Here is a 15,754-nt window from a genome sequence, read left to right as displayed (position 1 = left end):
GGGAAATCTATAAAAAAGTTTGCGGAGAGAGTGAACACCATGCCCTTCTTTTCAAAAGAAAAAAAACAAACCCCAAACAGCAATGCTCCTGAACAAGTTTTTTTAGGAGAAGATTTTGATGTCCGGTTTAAATGGCTGAAGCAGTCATTCCATCAATGCTCGGATATCACCATCTACGAATTAACCGCTAATCGCACTCGCTGCGGAATTGCTTACTTACAGAACATGGTTAATGATGCGTTATTTGATGAGCAAGTGCTAACCCACATCGTGAATGAGGATTTTGCCTCTTCCCATCAGGAATTTATTCATAAATTACTTGAATTAAAATTAGTCAGCTCTATGTCAAGCATTGTACTAACAGATATGCAGAAGGCTGTGGAACTTGTCCTTGATGGAAATATCTTAATTTTTTTCGAGGGCGATCCGCGGATGCTTGCCTTTCCATTACAAAAATTTGAAAAACGAGCCATCAGTGAGCCTGCAAATGAAAATGTAATCCGGGGACCTAGGGAAGCATTTGTTGAGGATATTCATACGAACATCACCATGATCCGCAGAAGAATTAAAACCCCCGCATTGAAAATGGACCAGCAACTACTTGGTAAATTCACAAAAACAAAAGTAGTCATTGGATATCTAGAAGGAATATGCAAGCCAGAAATCGTCGAGGAAGTCAAACAGCGGATTGGCCGTATTCAAATGGATGGTGTATTGGGAAGCAGCTATATTGAAGAAAATATTGATGATTTCCCATTATCCCCTTTTCCGCAATCGCAAAAAACAGAGCGGCCTGATGTGGTTGCTGCTGCCCTGCTCGAAGGAAGAGCGGTTATTTTGGTGGATGGAACACCGATCCCGCTTATTGTACCCGTTACCTTTTCGATGTTTCTTCAATCTCCTGAGGACTATTATCAACGCTATGTTTTCGCTAATTTTGTCCGATGGCTGCGAATGACTTTTTTAGTTATTTCGCTGCTGTTTCCATCCTTCTATATAGCGTTGACCACCTTTCACCCTGTAATGATTCCATCCGACCTGTTATTGAGCGTGGCAGCCGCCAGGGATTTAGTGCCATTCCCCGCAATGGTGGAAGCACTAATCATGGAACTAACCTTTGAAGCATTAAGAGAAGCTGGTCTACGAGTACCAAAGGCAATTGGGCAAGCTATAAGCATATTAGGTGCATTAGTCATTGGACAAGCAGCGGTTCAAGCAGGAATTATTTCTGCTCCAATGGTCATCATTGTTTCATTAACAGGGATTGCCTCGTTTATCGTACCCTATTTTGATTTAGGTTTTTCGATTCGTGTGCTCCGCTTTCCCATCATGATTTTATCGGGTTCTTTTGGAATTTTTGGATTGATGATTGGTTGTCTCATTACTTATATTCATTTGGTACACCTGCGTTCATTTGGAATGCCGTACATGGCCCCTATTGCACCCTTACGTGTCAATGATTTAAAGGATTCGATTTTACGAGTCCCATGGTGGTTGATGAAACGTCGTCCTTCATTCGTCGGAACAAAGGATTCACAAAGGTCTAATGTCAAATATCGATTTGAAGAGGAAGATGAGGATTGATCAAAGCTCTATTTTTAACAATGGTATCTAGCATATTATTTTTAACAGGATGCTGGTCACGCGTTGAAATAAATGAACGGTCGTTTGTATCATCCATCCTAGTGGATAAAGGGAAAAACGGCAAAATTGATGTAACCTTGACCTTCCCACTCCCCAACCGGCTTGCAACAGGCCAATCAGGCGGATCGCTGTCATTGGGGAAACCTTATGCCTCCCTAACTTACTCAGGCACAAATATCTCGCAAGCCTTTCATAAAATGCAGGTGGACCTGCCGCGGAAAATTAGTTTTGGACAAGCGAAACTTGTGATTATTGGGCAAGAAATGGCAAAGGAAGGGATTAAAAAAATATTGGAATTTATTATTCGTGAACCCGGCCTCAACATCAATCTACCTATGTATATCGCACCCGGAAAAGCAAAGGAAATTATTCACATGGCTCCAACCTTTGAAAAGTCGCAATCACGAATCCTGTTAGGTTTCAGTAAAAATGAAATTGCCCTATTAACTACACCTAAGGACTTCTTTGAAACAGTAAATGGTGACATGGCTGTCAGTATTTTAAAAGTAGGTAAACGCAAAATGGTTAGTGAAAATGGAAAAAAAGTTGTTTGGGTTGGTACTGATGGGGTCGCTTTATTTAAAAATTACAAAATGGTCGATAAGCTAACATCTTATGAAGGACGTGGAGCCTTATGGCTGCGAAACACAATCAAGCAGGCGTTAGTCACCATTCAATCACCAACGGATCACAAAGAAATTAACTTAACCGTATTGCAGGCAAAAGCAAAAATTCATCCATCAAAAAACGAACCATATGCGTTTGATGTACACTTCAATGTCGAAGATGACCTTGCTGAATCGGACTCAACGATCGATTTAAGTAAGGAAGCAAATATTAAAAAATTAGAATTACTTGCAGAAAAAGATATTAGAAAAAGGATTGAGGCAGCCTTTACCACCTCTAAAAAAACAGGGGCTGATGCCTTTCAATTTGGTGAATATTTATCATGGTACAAACCAAAAATATGGAAAAAGGCACAAAGGAATTGGACATCAATTTATCAAGACAAAGTAAAACTTAATATCACTGTGGATTTAAAAATTAAACGCAGAGGTACCGAGAATAATCCATTTTGGACAAAGGAATTAAGCTCATGATGATCATTATTCTATTTTTCCTCATTATCTTTTTATACGAATGGAATTACCTTAAGAATCGAAGACGAAAGAAAAGAACCTACTTCATTGTCTTATGTATCATGGGCGTTTCGTTCTGTTATTGTCTATCTACTCACCTTTTCAAGTATAGTCTGGATCCCAATGATTTAATTGAAATCCTTTTTAAACCGCTGCAAAAAAAGATTATAAGTTAGGTGGGGCATCGTTGAAAACAGAGGGAATCTCTCAACAACAAATCATCCAATTTTTTATTCTCTTTTTTTACTCAACATTTGTTGGGTTTTCTTCGGTTCAACTCATTAAAATGGCACAATATGATTCTTTAATTGTCATTTTTATCGGGGGTTTAAGTGCTGTTGTTCAAGCCTTTATAGGAATAAAACTTGCCAATCGAAGACCAGATCAATTTATTGTGATTTATGGAAAAGAAATCTTTCCTTACTGGATTCATTTTTTCCTAATGGGGGCAATGTTCTTTTTTTGCTTTCATGGCAGCGCCTTTATGTTAAGAGAGTATGAGGACTTCATTATCCAAGTCTATCTGCCGGAAACACCAAACTGGGCCATTGGGATTCTCTTTGGTGCAACTGTCGCCATAATGGCTCGATTAGGTATCGTTACACTATTTCGATCAGCTCAAGGTTTATTTTTTATCACCATTTTAGCCATCCTTTTAAACACTCTCTTTGTTGGAAAAGAGCTAAGATGGGAGCGCTCGATGGCCTTTATAACCAATCATGATTTCCAAGGAATTCTACAAGGAGGTTATTTTATTTCGCCCTTTTTCTGCGAGATAGTCCTCTTAATTTTTATCTTTCCTTATATTATGGATAAGAAAAGAACAAGAAGATCGCTTTTCTGGGCGATATTCTTTTCAATTAGTCTGATTATCATTTATATTGGTATTTTAATACTTCTTTTCGGCCCAAATTTAACGGTACATTTAGCCTACCCAATATTAGAAATGGTTCGATTCATTAAAATCGCTGAATTTATTGAGAACTTAGATCCGCTATTAATTGCCGTTTGGTCTACCATGGTTTATATAAAAATTAGCTTTTTCTTTTATCTGGCCGTTCAAATCCTTGCTCAATTATTAAAACTAAAAGATTACAGACCCTTAACATTTTCCTTAGCCGCAGTTGTGGTTTCAATGTCGGTAACGATGGCGGAGAACTATGCCAGTCTTATTGATGTTTATGAACACGCATGGCCTACCTTCGCCCTCTGTGTAGAGTCCATCCCATTATTATACCTTCTAATGGATACCATTAAGAATTATGTAAAGAAGAAGTCGATGAACCAAATCGAGAAAAAACAATAAAAGAGGCAGACCCAAAAGAAAGATGATGAACAATTTTTTCACACTCTGTTGATTGGAGCGGAAGGCGCGAAGACTCCTCGAAAATGCTATCGCATTTCCTTCGTGCGTGGGCGGATTCAAGGATGAAAATTCAAAGTCCTGCGGGAGTACGGGGCAGGGGGGGACCCCGCAGGAGCGCAGCGACGAGGAGGCTCCCCGTACCGCCCGCGAACCGCTCGCGCCTGGAGCGGAAATCAACAGACTAGTTTAATGTATAAAAAAAGTGGGTGCTCCCAAAATATACTTTTGGGACACCCACTTTTAACGTTTATTGGTGGTTATAACTTCTTGGCTTTGATGTCTTACCGCCAGTTCGCTTTTCACCGCTTCTTGGTTTTACCGGTGCTTTTTTTCGGTTGCGATCAGAGTTGTATGAACCTCTAGAGTCATCTCTTCTACGACGGTCTCCACGATCAAACTGTTTTCTATCTCTTTTTTGTGGAAGTGGAGATTCTTCTGTTAATTTAACAGGAGTAGTATCCGGCTCTTTTGTTAACATCTTTAAGACTGCAGCCACAACGGTTTGAGCATCATTGCCATCTAATAATTCTTGTGCTGCTGCTTTGTAATAATGAAGGTTATTGGATTCAATTGTTTGCACAATTTTATCTACAACTGCACGCTGTTGACCTTCCAAAGCCTCATCAAGGGTTGGAGCCTGCATTCTTTCCATCTTCCTCTTCGTTGTTTTTTCCACAACGGCAAGGTAAGATTTCTCACGTGGTGTGATGAAAGTCATCGCAACACCAGTCTTTCCGGCACGGCCAGTACGTCCAATACGGTGAACGTAGCTCTCTGGATCCTGCGGAATATCAAAATTATATACATGTGTAACGCCGGAAATATCTAGACCCCTTGCCGCTACGTCTGTTGCAACAAGAACATCCACTGTTCCCTCTTTAAACTTTCGAAGGACCGACATACGCTTTGCCTGAGTTAAATCGCCATGAATACCCTCTGCTGTATATCCTCTTAACGTCAATGCTTCTGATAATTCATCGACACGGCGCTTTGTCCGGCCAAAGACAATCGCAAGTTCAGGTGACTGAATATCAAGAAGTCTTGTTAATACATCAAATTTATTTCTTTCTTGCACTTCAATGTAATATTGTTCAATTAAAGGAACGGTCATTTCTTTCGTTTTTACACGAACAATTTGCGGCTCCTTCATGAATTTTTCTGCCATTCTTTGAATTGGTGCTGGCATTGTCGCAGAGAACAATAGTGTTTGACGCTCTGCTGGTGTTGCAGCAAGAATTGATTCAATATCCTCAATGAATCCCATGTTTAACATTTCATCTGCTTCATCCAGAATAACCGTATTCACGGTATCTAAACGCATTGTTTTCCGATTAATGTGGTCTAGAACCCGTCCAGGGGTACCAACAATAATATGTGGAGCTTTCTTTAATGAGCGGATTTGGCGGCTAATATCCTGACCACCATAAATCGGCAGTACGCGGACTCTTTTTCCTGCCCCAATTTTATAGAGCTCTTCGGAAACCTGGATCGCTAATTCACGAGTTGGCGCAATAATAATCCCTTGAATGGCATCCCTTTTTGTATCAACTTTTTCCACCAACGGAATACCAAAAGCAGCTGTTTTACCAGTTCCTGTTTGAGCTTGCCCGATCAAATCTATACCTTTTAGCCCCAACGGAATGGTTTCGGATTGGATTGGTGTAGCTTCCTCAAAACCCATTTTAAGGACAGCTTTTAAGGTGGCTTGACTTATGCCTAATTCTTCAAACTTTGTCAATGTGTTCATTCTCCTTCATCTATATGAAAATATTTGGTATATAAGTGCTGAATATACAAACATACGCATCAAAATGCGGTAATATTACTTCTTTATTTTACCAAAAAAAAGACATTCTCCAAAAGAGTATGCCCTTCAATCATCGTTCTTTAGACACGTTGATGAATATCATACCACTATTTCTAGTATTTTGCAATAAAGACATGTTTTAAACCAGTCTTTAACCTTAAATAGTCCTTTTCTCCATTAAAAAATCCAGCACTTGAGAAAACAGGGTGTCCCGTTCCTCACAGTGGCAAATAAGATGCTTGGAATGCTTGAAAAGGGCGAGTTTTTTCTGTTTGGCACTTATCGTATGGAATAAATATTCAGCGCTTTTAGGCGGCACAATCCCGTCACACTCCCCTTGTGCAATAAAGGTTGGCACGTTTACCTGATGCAGTAGAGGTTTAATAAAAGAAACAAGCCTGCGGAATTGCAAGGTAGCCGCAAAGGGTGTTTCTGTTATTTTTCGTTTATAACGGAGAAATAATTCATTTTCCTGTAATTTTCCGCGCAGGGAATCTTTTATGATCTCTTTGATGTCAACTGCTAATTGTTTGGGGTTAACATAGTAGGCAGCTGCACTCAAAAGAATAAGCTTGTCCACAGGGTATTGGGCGGCAAGATAACTGGCTATCATTCCTCCCATTGAAAAACCAACCACATGTACCTTGTCACACGTATTAATTAGTTTTGTCAATTCGGCTTCAGCATGATCGATCCACTCTTGATAGTGCACCCCCTTTAGGGAGCCGGGAACACCATGCCCCGGCAGTGTAGGAACACTAATCTTCCAATCAGTTCGTTCTTTTAAAAACTCTGCCAGGGGCTCGACTTCATAAGGTGCACCCGTAAAGCCATGAATCAGTAAACAGCCAATCATTTTCTCACCTGCCCGTCCCTTTACTTCTTTTGTAAGGCTTGAACAATCTCCTCTAATCTCATTCCGCGTGAAGCTTTTACAAGAACAAGTGTGGTCTCATCTACAAATGTTTTTAGCTTTTCAATCAGTTTTGACTTATCTCTAAAGGCAAATACCTGATTCTCGCCTAAAGCTTGACGGGCCCCTTTGGCAATATGTCCGCCTAACTCACCATAGGTGAACAGATAATCAATTTTTTCCGGGTTTAGTTGTGAGCCTACTTGCAGATGGTACTGTTCTTCCTGCGGTCCCAGCTCGAGCATATCTCCGAGCACGAGGATTTTTCGTTTATAGCCTTGAAGATTGGATACCAACTCAATCGCCGCCATCATGGATGTTGGGCTCGCATTATAGGCATCGTTGATAATCTTTTCACCTTGTTTTCCTTCGACTAACTCCATTCGCATGTTTGTCAGCTTAATATTAGCCAATCCTGGATTCATTTTTTCAAATGGAATTGAAAAATAACGGGCAATCAGCATGGCGGCTAATGCATTTAAAATATTATGCGTGCCGAGAACCGGGAGTTCAAATGTCGTCTCGGATGCATTAATTTTAAAGGAGTTGCCTTGCTCGATTTGGGTTATATCCTTAGGATAAAGATCATTCGTTACATTTCTTCCAAAGGTTTGGATATTAATATTCCCTTTATATTGGTAAATCCGCTCCATTAATAAGGGCTCATCACCGTGAAGCACGGCAAGTCCACCATCACGGAGCCCTTGAAGAATTTCAAGTTTCGCTTCGGCTATCGCTTCTCTTGAACCCAAGTCAAGTAAGTGAGATTCCCCAATGTTGGTAATCACCACGGCATCAGGGCATGCAAGTTTGGTCAGAAAAGCAATTTCCCCACGCCCGCTCATTCCCATCTCCAATACGGCAATTTCAGTTTCCTCACTTAATCCTAAAACCGTTAATGGAAGTCCAAGATGATTATTATAGTTCCCTTCCGTCTTTTGAACCTTATACTGGGTAGATAATAAACTTGCTGTCATATCCTTTGTAGTGGTTTTACCATTACTGCCCGTAATCCCTACTACTTTTACTGATAATTCCTGTCGATATTTTCGCGCCATCTCCTGCAAAGCAACAAGGCAGTCATCAACAAGTAAAATTGGCAGCCCTTGCGGCGGATTGGGTACATCCTTTTGCCATAGAGATGCTGCTGCCCCTTTTTTGATTGCCTCTTCTACATACTTGTGACCGTCGGCATGTTCACCTTTAAAGGGTACAAATAAATTACCTGCTTGGACCTTTCGCGTGTCGATGGTAACCCCCTCAATGACAATATCAGCGAATGGGGTAATATCATTGATGGCGGAGGCCATGTCTGAAATCTGTTTTAAAGAACGTTTGATCAATTGGTTTCCCTCCTTTTTCTATTTGCTAAATAGAAACGGACACGGCATCTGAGCCGTGTCTCCATTATTTTAATTAAAACGTATACTTAATCTGCTGTTTCTCCGCATGTCGCTCTTTGGCAAGCTGAACAAGTCGTTCAATCAACTGCGGATACTCTAAGCCTGTATGCTTCCATAAAAGCGGGAACATACTGAAAGGGGTGAAGCCCGGCATCGTATTTACCTCATTAATGAAGGCTTTGCCATCCTTTGTTAAGAAGAAATCAGCACGAACAAGTCCAGAACAGTCTAGTGCTTTAAAAGCACGAACAGCCATTTCCTTCATTTGTACGTATTCTTCTTTGGTCACCTCAGCAGGAATAATTAACGCTGTTTCCCCATCTTCATACTTCGCTTTGTAATCATAAAAATCCTTCTTCGGAACGATTTCACCGGCTACCGAGCATTCCGGCTCATCATTGCCAAGAACCGCAATTTCAACCTCACGGGCAACGACTCCTTGTTCAATAATGACTTTCCGGTCAAATTGAAAGGCCTCCACAAATGCAGCATCTAATTCAGCACGACTGGTACATTTGCTGATTCCCACACTAGAGCCAAGGTTTGCTGGTTTAACAAAGCATGGATAACCAAGCTGTTCTTCTACACGAGTATAGGCCTCTTCCTTCGCCTTCGCCCATTCACTTTTGATGAAAGAAACATAGTCAACCTGAGCCAGCCCTGCTTGTGCGAAAATATTTTTCATCAACACTTTATCCATACCAGCGGCTGAAGCAAGAACTCCATTTCCTACATACGGCAAATTGAGCAGCTCTAATAAGCCTTGAACGGTTCCGTCTTCACCATTTGGCCCATGTAGTAATGGAAAAATAACATCAAGCGCTTCAGCATCTTGCTGATTGGCATGAAAAAGGGCAGGAGCCAATGATAAAGGGGATAACTGGGGCGCATTGGTGAATTCAAGCGCTTGAACATTTTCAACTGGCTCAAGCAGCTGCGGCCCTTTAATCCACTGTCCTTCAACATTTATATAAATTGGATAAATTTCAAATTTCTCAAGGTCTAATGCTCGAATTACAGCTAGAGCTGTCTGTAAGGAAACCTTATGCTCAGCAGATTTTCCTCCATATAACAAACCTAATTTTGTTTTCATTTCTATTCCTCCAAATTCTCTATCACATTTTATTTTACCATTTTACTAATTAAGAAAGGAAATGTCGCAGACCTGTTTTTACATGTTTTTTTCCCTTATGTATTATTTTATGATGCCTAATGCTTGCTTCAATACCGTCTATCAGTATTTTGTCACCTTGTCTATCCATAAGGCTTGTTCTCCCTGCAGGAGGAGGGAACGAAGAAAATGTAAGCACTGCTTCTGAAGCACGATCAAAACGAAATCTAGGAAAGAATAAACCTCCATTTATAAGAAAAACAGTCCTGCCACTAGGACTGTTTTTCTATCTTATACGACATTGAGCTTCCACTCTTTTGTTCTTTTATCAAAGATGAGTTTGGCATGGTATGGCTTATTGGAAATATGTTGATACTCCTCATACATATCATCCATATTATCAAAATCACCCATGACCCAAATTGGAATATCAATTCTAGTCCGCTGGTGTTCCGCATCTCGTAGGGATATACAAATACCCTCTTTCATAAACGGTGTTAACGAGAGAAGAAATTCTTTATTGACCTGCGGATAACTTCGTTTCTTTCTGATTCCAAGGATCGTTTTTTCAAGCTTTAGTTCCCCAAGCTTAACGGAAATCACTTCACTTAGTAAGTGAAAAAAATCCTTAAAGCTTCGATAATAAATTTTGTTATACCACCCATCATCATGGGCTAAATAAACAAAGCGATTGCCTAGTTTATTGTAAAAGGGCAGCTTTAAATGCTGCTTCTGATGTCCTAGGTATAATAATTCAGCTAATTCCTGACCAGAAAGTTCATTCAATACTTCTTCCTCTGTGAAATCAATCCAGCAAAAGTTTCCGTAACTGTAAACATCCTCTGCTGCTAACTTATCAATTCGGTCGTCCGGACAATAATCGAGCAGGGTATGCATATTAAAATCAGCATCATCAAAACGGTGCTTGAGTAAAAGCAAATGATTTAATGAACCTGAAAAAGCAGCAGCAAATTCGCTGAATTCGATACCGTAGGACATGACATACTGGTCAGATTGATTAAGATGTACATAGATAAGATCCCGTATGTCTTGATGATGCTTTTTCAAAGCCAAACTCCTCCGTTCAACCACTTGTAATATGTTAATGGACAGCTTCCATAAAACTTCCAATTTTACTTTTGTAAGTCCTTCCTTATTTTATCAAATTATAGGCCTAATAGCATATTTCATTTCTTTTACAAAAAATTTTCAGCAATTACACATACTATTTTATATATCCTAGTCTTTATTATTTGTTCGTCTACCATTTTTAACAGCTAATTTTTAACGGCACCCACAGAAAGGGGCAATTTAAGATGATAAAAAATATGACGGCAGATGAAATAAGCCTTTATATCATTAAAACGCTAAAGGAAAATAAAAAAGCTGAATTTGAAGCAATCCTTGAGGAGCTTCAGCCCTATGATGTCGCTAAAATCTATGAGGACCTGCCGGAAAAGCATAAGGGAAGATTTTTACTATTTTTAAACACTGATGTATTAGCAGACTTAATGGAGGAGCTTGATAAGGAGGAACAGCTTGGGTTATTAAATATTCTAGGAATTGAAAAATCCAGTCAAGTTTTAGACTTGATGGACAATGATGATTTAGCCCTGTTGTTAAATGAATTATCCCCAGAGAAAAAGGATTCCCTTTTATCTGGAATGAAGAAAGAGGAGTCTCATGCCGTTCAAGGCATTATGAATTATCCGCCGGAAACAGCGGGGCGAGTGATGACCAATCGCTTTGTTTGGATTCGTGACTATTTTACAGTCAGGGAAGCGGTAGACAAGTTTAAAGTATTTGCCGAGTTTGCTGAATCGATTAACTACCTGTATGTCATTGATGAGGAACGGAAGCTGGTTGGCGTTGTCTCCTATCGGGATTTATTACTGGCCGAACCGTCGGAAAAAATCCGTGACATTATGTACGAACGAGTGATTGCCGTTTCCGTTACCACCGACCAGGAAGTCGTTGCCCAAACGGCTGAACGATATGATTTCCTGGCCATACCTGTTGTGGATGAAAACTCTGTCTTAGTCGGGATTGTGACGGTCGATGACATTATTGATATTTTCATCCAAGAGGCGAATGAAGATATTGAAAAATTATCAGCTTCCGGGAAATCGATTGACTTCGAAACAAAAACGTTGGTAGCTGCAGCGAGGCGGTTACCATGGCTGATTTTATTATTATTTATAGGTGTTATTTCCGGAAGGATCATTAGCAGTTTTGAGGAGACCCTGCAGAAAGTTGTGGCATTGGCCTTCTTTATGCCGATGATTGCTGGGATGACGGGAAATACCGGCACTCAGTCGCTCGCAGTGGTGGTCAGAGGGTTGATTACACAAGAGGTCAATAAAAAGGTGATTACTCGATTAGTTGCACGGGAACTTGGTGTTGGGATTACAATTGGGGTAATCTGTGCGCTAATTATCGCCATTATCGCATACATCTGGCAGGGCAATTTAATTTTAGGTGCTGTCGTAGGGTCCTCGCTTTTTTTAACGCTCATTATTGGGACCCTTGCCGGGACGATTATACCGTTGATTTTATATCGTTTGAAGATTGACCCGGCAGTAGCGTCAGGTCCGTTAATTACAACGTTAAATGATATCTTCTCACTCATGACTTACTTTGGGATCGCAACGATGTTTCTAAAACACTTAATGTAAGAAAAGCGCAAGCGCCCTGGTCAGCGGCGTATGGCCTCCTCGGAAAAGCTATCGCTTTTCCTTCGTGCGATGCTTATGCTGCCGAAGCATTCCTTGTGGAGTGCTCCAACTGAGATAAAGGAAAGGCGAAAAGCGGAGGCGCCTTGATAGGGGCGACAGGCATAAGACGAGCCGGCGAGAAGGCTGCTCTTTAGCCTTCTTGACGGATTGGCTTATGACCCCGAGCCCCTAGGCGCTGGAGCTAGACAACACGAAGAGCGGCAGCGATTCGATGTTGACTTATCGTAGGGCGGAGCGCGAAGGACACTAGCCGCTAGGGCGCTGGAGCTGGACAATTTTCAAAGTCATGTTCTATACTTTTTAAATTTACAAAAAAAATGAAACCTTTCGCTTAAAAAATCGTTAATACTAGAAGTCACTTTTCTGAAACAGGCATGATTTTGAAAGTACCACCATATTTATTTCAATATGAGACAAACTGGTATAAAATAAGAAACATAATTTGTTAACAAGAACTAAGCGAAGGTGAATTATGACAGACTATATTAGCTCTATTTTGGAATTCTTATCACAGTTAGGCTATTTTGGTGTTGCTTTGGGACTGATGATCGAGATTATCCCAAGTGAAATTGTTTTAGGCTATGGCGGCTATATGGTTTCACAGGGGCACTTGAATTTTATCGGCGCTGTGATTGCCGGGACAATTGGCGGAACGATTGCCCAGCTGTTTCTATATTGGGCCGGTTATTATGGCGGAAGACCCTTTTTGGAGAAATACGGGAAATATATCCTCATTAAAAAGAAACATATCGATGTTGCAGAACACTGGTTTGAAAAGTATGGAGCCGGAGTCATCTTTTCTGCTCGCTTTATTCCCGTGGTAAGACACGCTATCTCTATTCCAGCAGGGATTGCCAAAATGCCTGCCAGTAAATTTATTCTTTACACGGTCGCAGCAATATTGCCTTGGTCAATCCTATTTTTGTATTTAGGAAAGGCGTTAGGCAGCAACTGGTCACATGTAAAAGAGGTCGCACAGCCTTATGTCATACCGCTTATTATTGCGGCTATTGTGTTGGGTGCTATTTATTATTTAGTTAAAAAAATGAAGAAAACCACCGAGTAATGACTCTCGGTGGCTTTTTCATGTCGATTGCTTTGAAAATTTTGTTTTGGCCCAGGCATCAAGCCTTTTTACATGTTGTTTCCCAATCGTAAAGCCATATACAAGGAGCAGGACAATAATCAGCGTAAACAGATCGATTCGTTTCGATGAAATAAAATTGATGATCCCCATGAGCACTTGCGGAATGACACCTGTTAAGGCGAATAAAACTGTCGCCACCTTAAACCAAAAGCTAGACTTAAGCCGGTACCGTGCATATAAAAGAAAAAAAGTAGAAGTCCATGCCAGTACTTCAAGACTGACTAATATCACCCATTTATTTTCAAGCAAAAATTCCAAAATCAACAATCCCTTCCTATCCAAAATAAAAAACCTGAAAGAAAGATCGCTGCACGACCATTTCTCCCAGGCTTTTCTCCTTCCGTGGATACAGAAGCAGATGCTTCTGTACGTTTTCTCTCGGACCAGACCGGTTTTAGACCACGGAACCCTAGAAAACCATTTTTTATAAGTATATTTTCCATAAAAGCAGCCATTCCTATTTCTTAAAATGAAAAGGAAGTGTCGCCACAATAACCTTCTTCTTAAAAATCAGGTAAGCACGAATTAACAAACTTGATTGGTTGTGCAGGATATTGTGCCAGCTTTTTTTCGTAATAAACTGCGGAATCAGCACAGTAACTCGATAATTATTTTCGCTCGCTTTGTGCTCAACTGTATCAATAAACTTTGACAATGGATTTAAGATGCTGCGATAGTGTGAGTGCAAGGTGACCAACCGGACATCAGGCTGCCACTTCTGCCATTTTTCCTCGAATCGTTTTTCATCTTCACGATCAAAGGAGACATAAACAGCAAAAATTTGATCTGTTAGAGATTTCGCGTAATTGATAGAGTTTTCTACCACTTTGGTAATCCCAGCAACCGGAACAATAATGACGTTTCCTTGAATCGCCATTGCTTCATCTTCCGGATGGATTCGTAACTGTTCCCCAACTGACTCATAATGTGAATTAATTCGTTTAAACATAAGAACAATTAACGGCAAGAATATAACGACAAACCATACTTGACTAAATTTCGTCACAAAGAAAATGATTAATACGGTTAAAGTAATCAGCGCCCCAATGAGATTGGCGGTTAATTTGGCTACCCAGCCCGCTGGTTTTGAACGCAGCCATTTAATAATCATCCCTGTTTGTGATAAGGTAAACGGAATAAACACACCAACCGCATAAAGTGGGATTAAGTGCTCCGTCTGGCCCTTTGACACGATGATTAAAATGATGGAAGCAACTCCCAAAGACACAATCCCATTGGAATAACCAAGACGGTCTCCTCGAATCGTAAACATCCTCGGCATGTATTTATCTTTTGCAAGCGCAAACGCTAATAGTGGAAAAGCTGAATAGCCGGTATTGGCAGCTAGCACCAAAATCAAGGCTGTTGTTCCTTGGACAAAGAAGTAAAGATAATTACGCCCAAAAGTTTCTTTGGCAATTTGTGAAACAACGGTTTCGTCCACTTTCGGTGCAATTCCGTAATAATAGGCCAAAAAGGTAATTCCCGAAAATAACAAGGCCAATAGGGAACCCATTAATACTAATGTTTTCGCGGCATTTCTAGGTGCCGGGTCTTTAAAGGTTGGGATTGCATTAGAAATGGCTTCTACTCCTGTTAAGGCTGAACATCCTGATGCAAAGGCACGAAGAAGCAAGAATAGGGTAATTCCCTGAACAGGCGCCCCAATTGGAGCATGCTGGGCAGTTGGGGAAATATCCCCCGTTAAAACTTTAAAAATCCCGACACCAATTAGTAAAAACAGCGCTATGACAAATAAATAGACCGGATAAGCCAAAATGGTGGCAGATTCGGTTAATCCGCGCAGATTCAAAATCGTAATCAATATAACTAATACACAGGCAATGGAAACAGTGTGTTGATGTAAAGACGGAAACGCAGAGGTAATCGCATCCGTACCGGCTGTAACACTCACCGCCACCGTTAAGATGTAATCAACTAATAAGGAGCCACCGGCAATTAAACCTGCCTTCTCTCCGATATTTTCTTTCGAAACGACGTAAGCCCCTCCGCCATGAGGATACGAATAAATAATTTGCCGATAAGATAATATAAGTGCAGCTAAGAGAAATAGTACCCCAACAGCAATAGGTACGGAATACCAGAAAGCCAAAACGCTAATCGTTGCTAGTACAATCAGGATTTGTTCAGTTCCGTAAGCTACTGACGATAAGGCATCTGAAGATAAAATGGCTAACGCCTTTAAAATTCCTAACTTTTGCTCGCCCAATTCCGTCGACTTTAACGGACGGCCGATTAAAAAACGCTTAAAAGAAGAAAGCACGTGATTTTCACCCACCACTTTTTGAAGTAGAATTACCGATTGATTTTATCACAACAGCGTTGTTAATATGAAGTATTTCTTTAAAAAAGAGCACAATATTTAACATTTTGATGAACGCTGTTTATGTAAGCGTCTGTCATTTAAAAAGGGATAGCTACCTTTACTGTTTCCATTTCCAATGAAATCATCCAGCTTTATCCCAAAG

General features: G+C 40.4%; 12 protein-coding genes and 1 riboswitch. Of the genes, 5 read left to right on the top strand and 7 right to left on the bottom strand.

The window, feature by feature from the left end:
• Positions 1-39: 39 nt before the first annotated feature.
• The 3 genes from L1999_RS01240 to L1999_RS01230 all read left to right on the top strand — a co-directional run bounded on the left by L1999_RS01240 (position 40) and on the right by L1999_RS01230 (position 4,089).
• Positions 40-1,584, top strand: coding sequence for a spore germination protein (locus L1999_RS01240; RefSeq protein WP_235741897.1), 1,545 nt, complete (start codon positions 40-42; stop codon positions 1,582-1,584).
• Entirely contained in the window at positions 1,581-2,744 is a 1,164-nt protein-coding gene (locus tag L1999_RS01235; RefSeq protein ID WP_235741896.1) for a Ger(x)C family spore germination protein, read from the top strand. Before L1999_RS01240 ends, L1999_RS01235 begins: the two co-directional genes overlap by 4 nt.
• A gap of 226 nt (positions 2,745-2,970) precedes the next feature.
• Positions 2,971-4,089, top strand: coding sequence for a GerAB/ArcD/ProY family transporter (locus L1999_RS01230; RefSeq protein WP_235741895.1), 1,119 nt, complete (start codon positions 2,971-2,973; stop codon positions 4,087-4,089).
• Positions 4,090-4,396: 307 nt separating this feature from the next.
• On the opposite strand, the gene L1999_RS01225 is transcribed toward L1999_RS01230, so the two are convergent.
• The 5 genes from L1999_RS01225 to L1999_RS01205 form a co-directional block, all read right to left on the bottom strand.
• Positions 4,397-5,896, bottom strand: a complete 1,500-nt coding sequence (locus L1999_RS01225) for a degradosome RNA helicase CshA (protein ID WP_275677345.1) — start codon at positions 5,894-5,896, stop codon at positions 4,397-4,399.
• A gap of 217 nt (positions 5,897-6,113) precedes the next feature.
• Positions 6,114-6,812: an alpha/beta hydrolase gene (locus L1999_RS01220; protein ID WP_235741893.1), complete on the bottom strand. Its 699-nt coding sequence runs from the start codon at positions 6,810-6,812 to the stop codon at positions 6,114-6,116.
• 20 nt (positions 6,813-6,832) lie between these two features.
• Complete coding sequence (locus tag L1999_RS01215) at positions 6,833-8,212, bottom strand: UDP-N-acetylmuramoyl-tripeptide--D-alanyl-D-alanine ligase (protein ID WP_235741892.1); 1,380 nt, start codon at positions 8,210-8,212, stop codon at positions 6,833-6,835.
• Between the two features lie 73 nt (positions 8,213-8,285).
• A complete protein-coding gene (locus L1999_RS01210; RefSeq protein ID WP_235741891.1) occupies positions 8,286-9,365 on the bottom strand; it encodes a D-alanine--D-alanine ligase in 1,080 nt (359 codons plus the stop codon).
• A 309-nt stretch (positions 9,366-9,674) separates the two neighbouring features.
• Entirely contained in the window at positions 9,675-10,451 is a 777-nt protein-coding gene (locus L1999_RS01205; RefSeq protein ID WP_235741890.1) for a hypothetical protein, read from the bottom strand.
• Between the two features lie 248 nt (positions 10,452-10,699).
• Here L1999_RS01205 and mgtE point away from each other — a divergent pair, with 248 nt between their 5' ends.
• Together mgtE and L1999_RS01195 are read left to right on the top strand one after the other, a co-directional pair.
• Entirely contained in the window at positions 10,700-12,058 is a 1,359-nt protein-coding gene (mgtE, locus tag L1999_RS01200) for a magnesium transporter (RefSeq protein ID WP_235741889.1), read from the top strand.
• 529 nt (positions 12,059-12,587) lie between these two features.
• Positions 12,588-13,184 (top strand): undecaprenyl phosphate transporter UptA, encoded by a 597-nt coding sequence (locus L1999_RS01195; RefSeq protein WP_235744207.1) that lies wholly within the window; start codon positions 12,588-12,590, stop codon positions 13,182-13,184.
• 18 nt (positions 13,185-13,202) lie between these two features.
• Here L1999_RS01195 and L1999_RS01190 read toward each other — a convergent pair whose 3' ends face one another.
• Complete coding sequence (locus L1999_RS01190; RefSeq protein ID WP_235741888.1) at positions 13,203-13,529, bottom strand: hypothetical protein; 327 nt, start codon at positions 13,527-13,529, stop codon at positions 13,203-13,205.
• A 55-nt stretch (positions 13,530-13,584) separates the two neighbouring features.
• Positions 13,585-13,689: riboswitch (guanidine-I (ykkC/yxkD leader) on the bottom strand.
• 33 nt (positions 13,690-13,722) lie between these two features.
• On the bottom strand, positions 13,723-15,549 hold the full coding sequence (locus L1999_RS01185) for an APC family permease (RefSeq protein ID WP_235741887.1): 1,827 nt from the start codon (positions 15,547-15,549) through the stop codon (positions 13,723-13,725).
• Positions 15,550-15,754: the final 205 nt, after the last annotated feature.

The organism is Neobacillus drentensis, assembly GCF_021560175.1.
GTDB classification, from domain to species: domain Bacteria; phylum Bacillota; class Bacilli; order Bacillales; family Cytobacillaceae; genus Neobacillus; species Neobacillus drentensis_A.
Note: the sequence above shows the minus strand (reverse complement) of the source record. Positions and strands in the feature narration are given on the sequence as shown.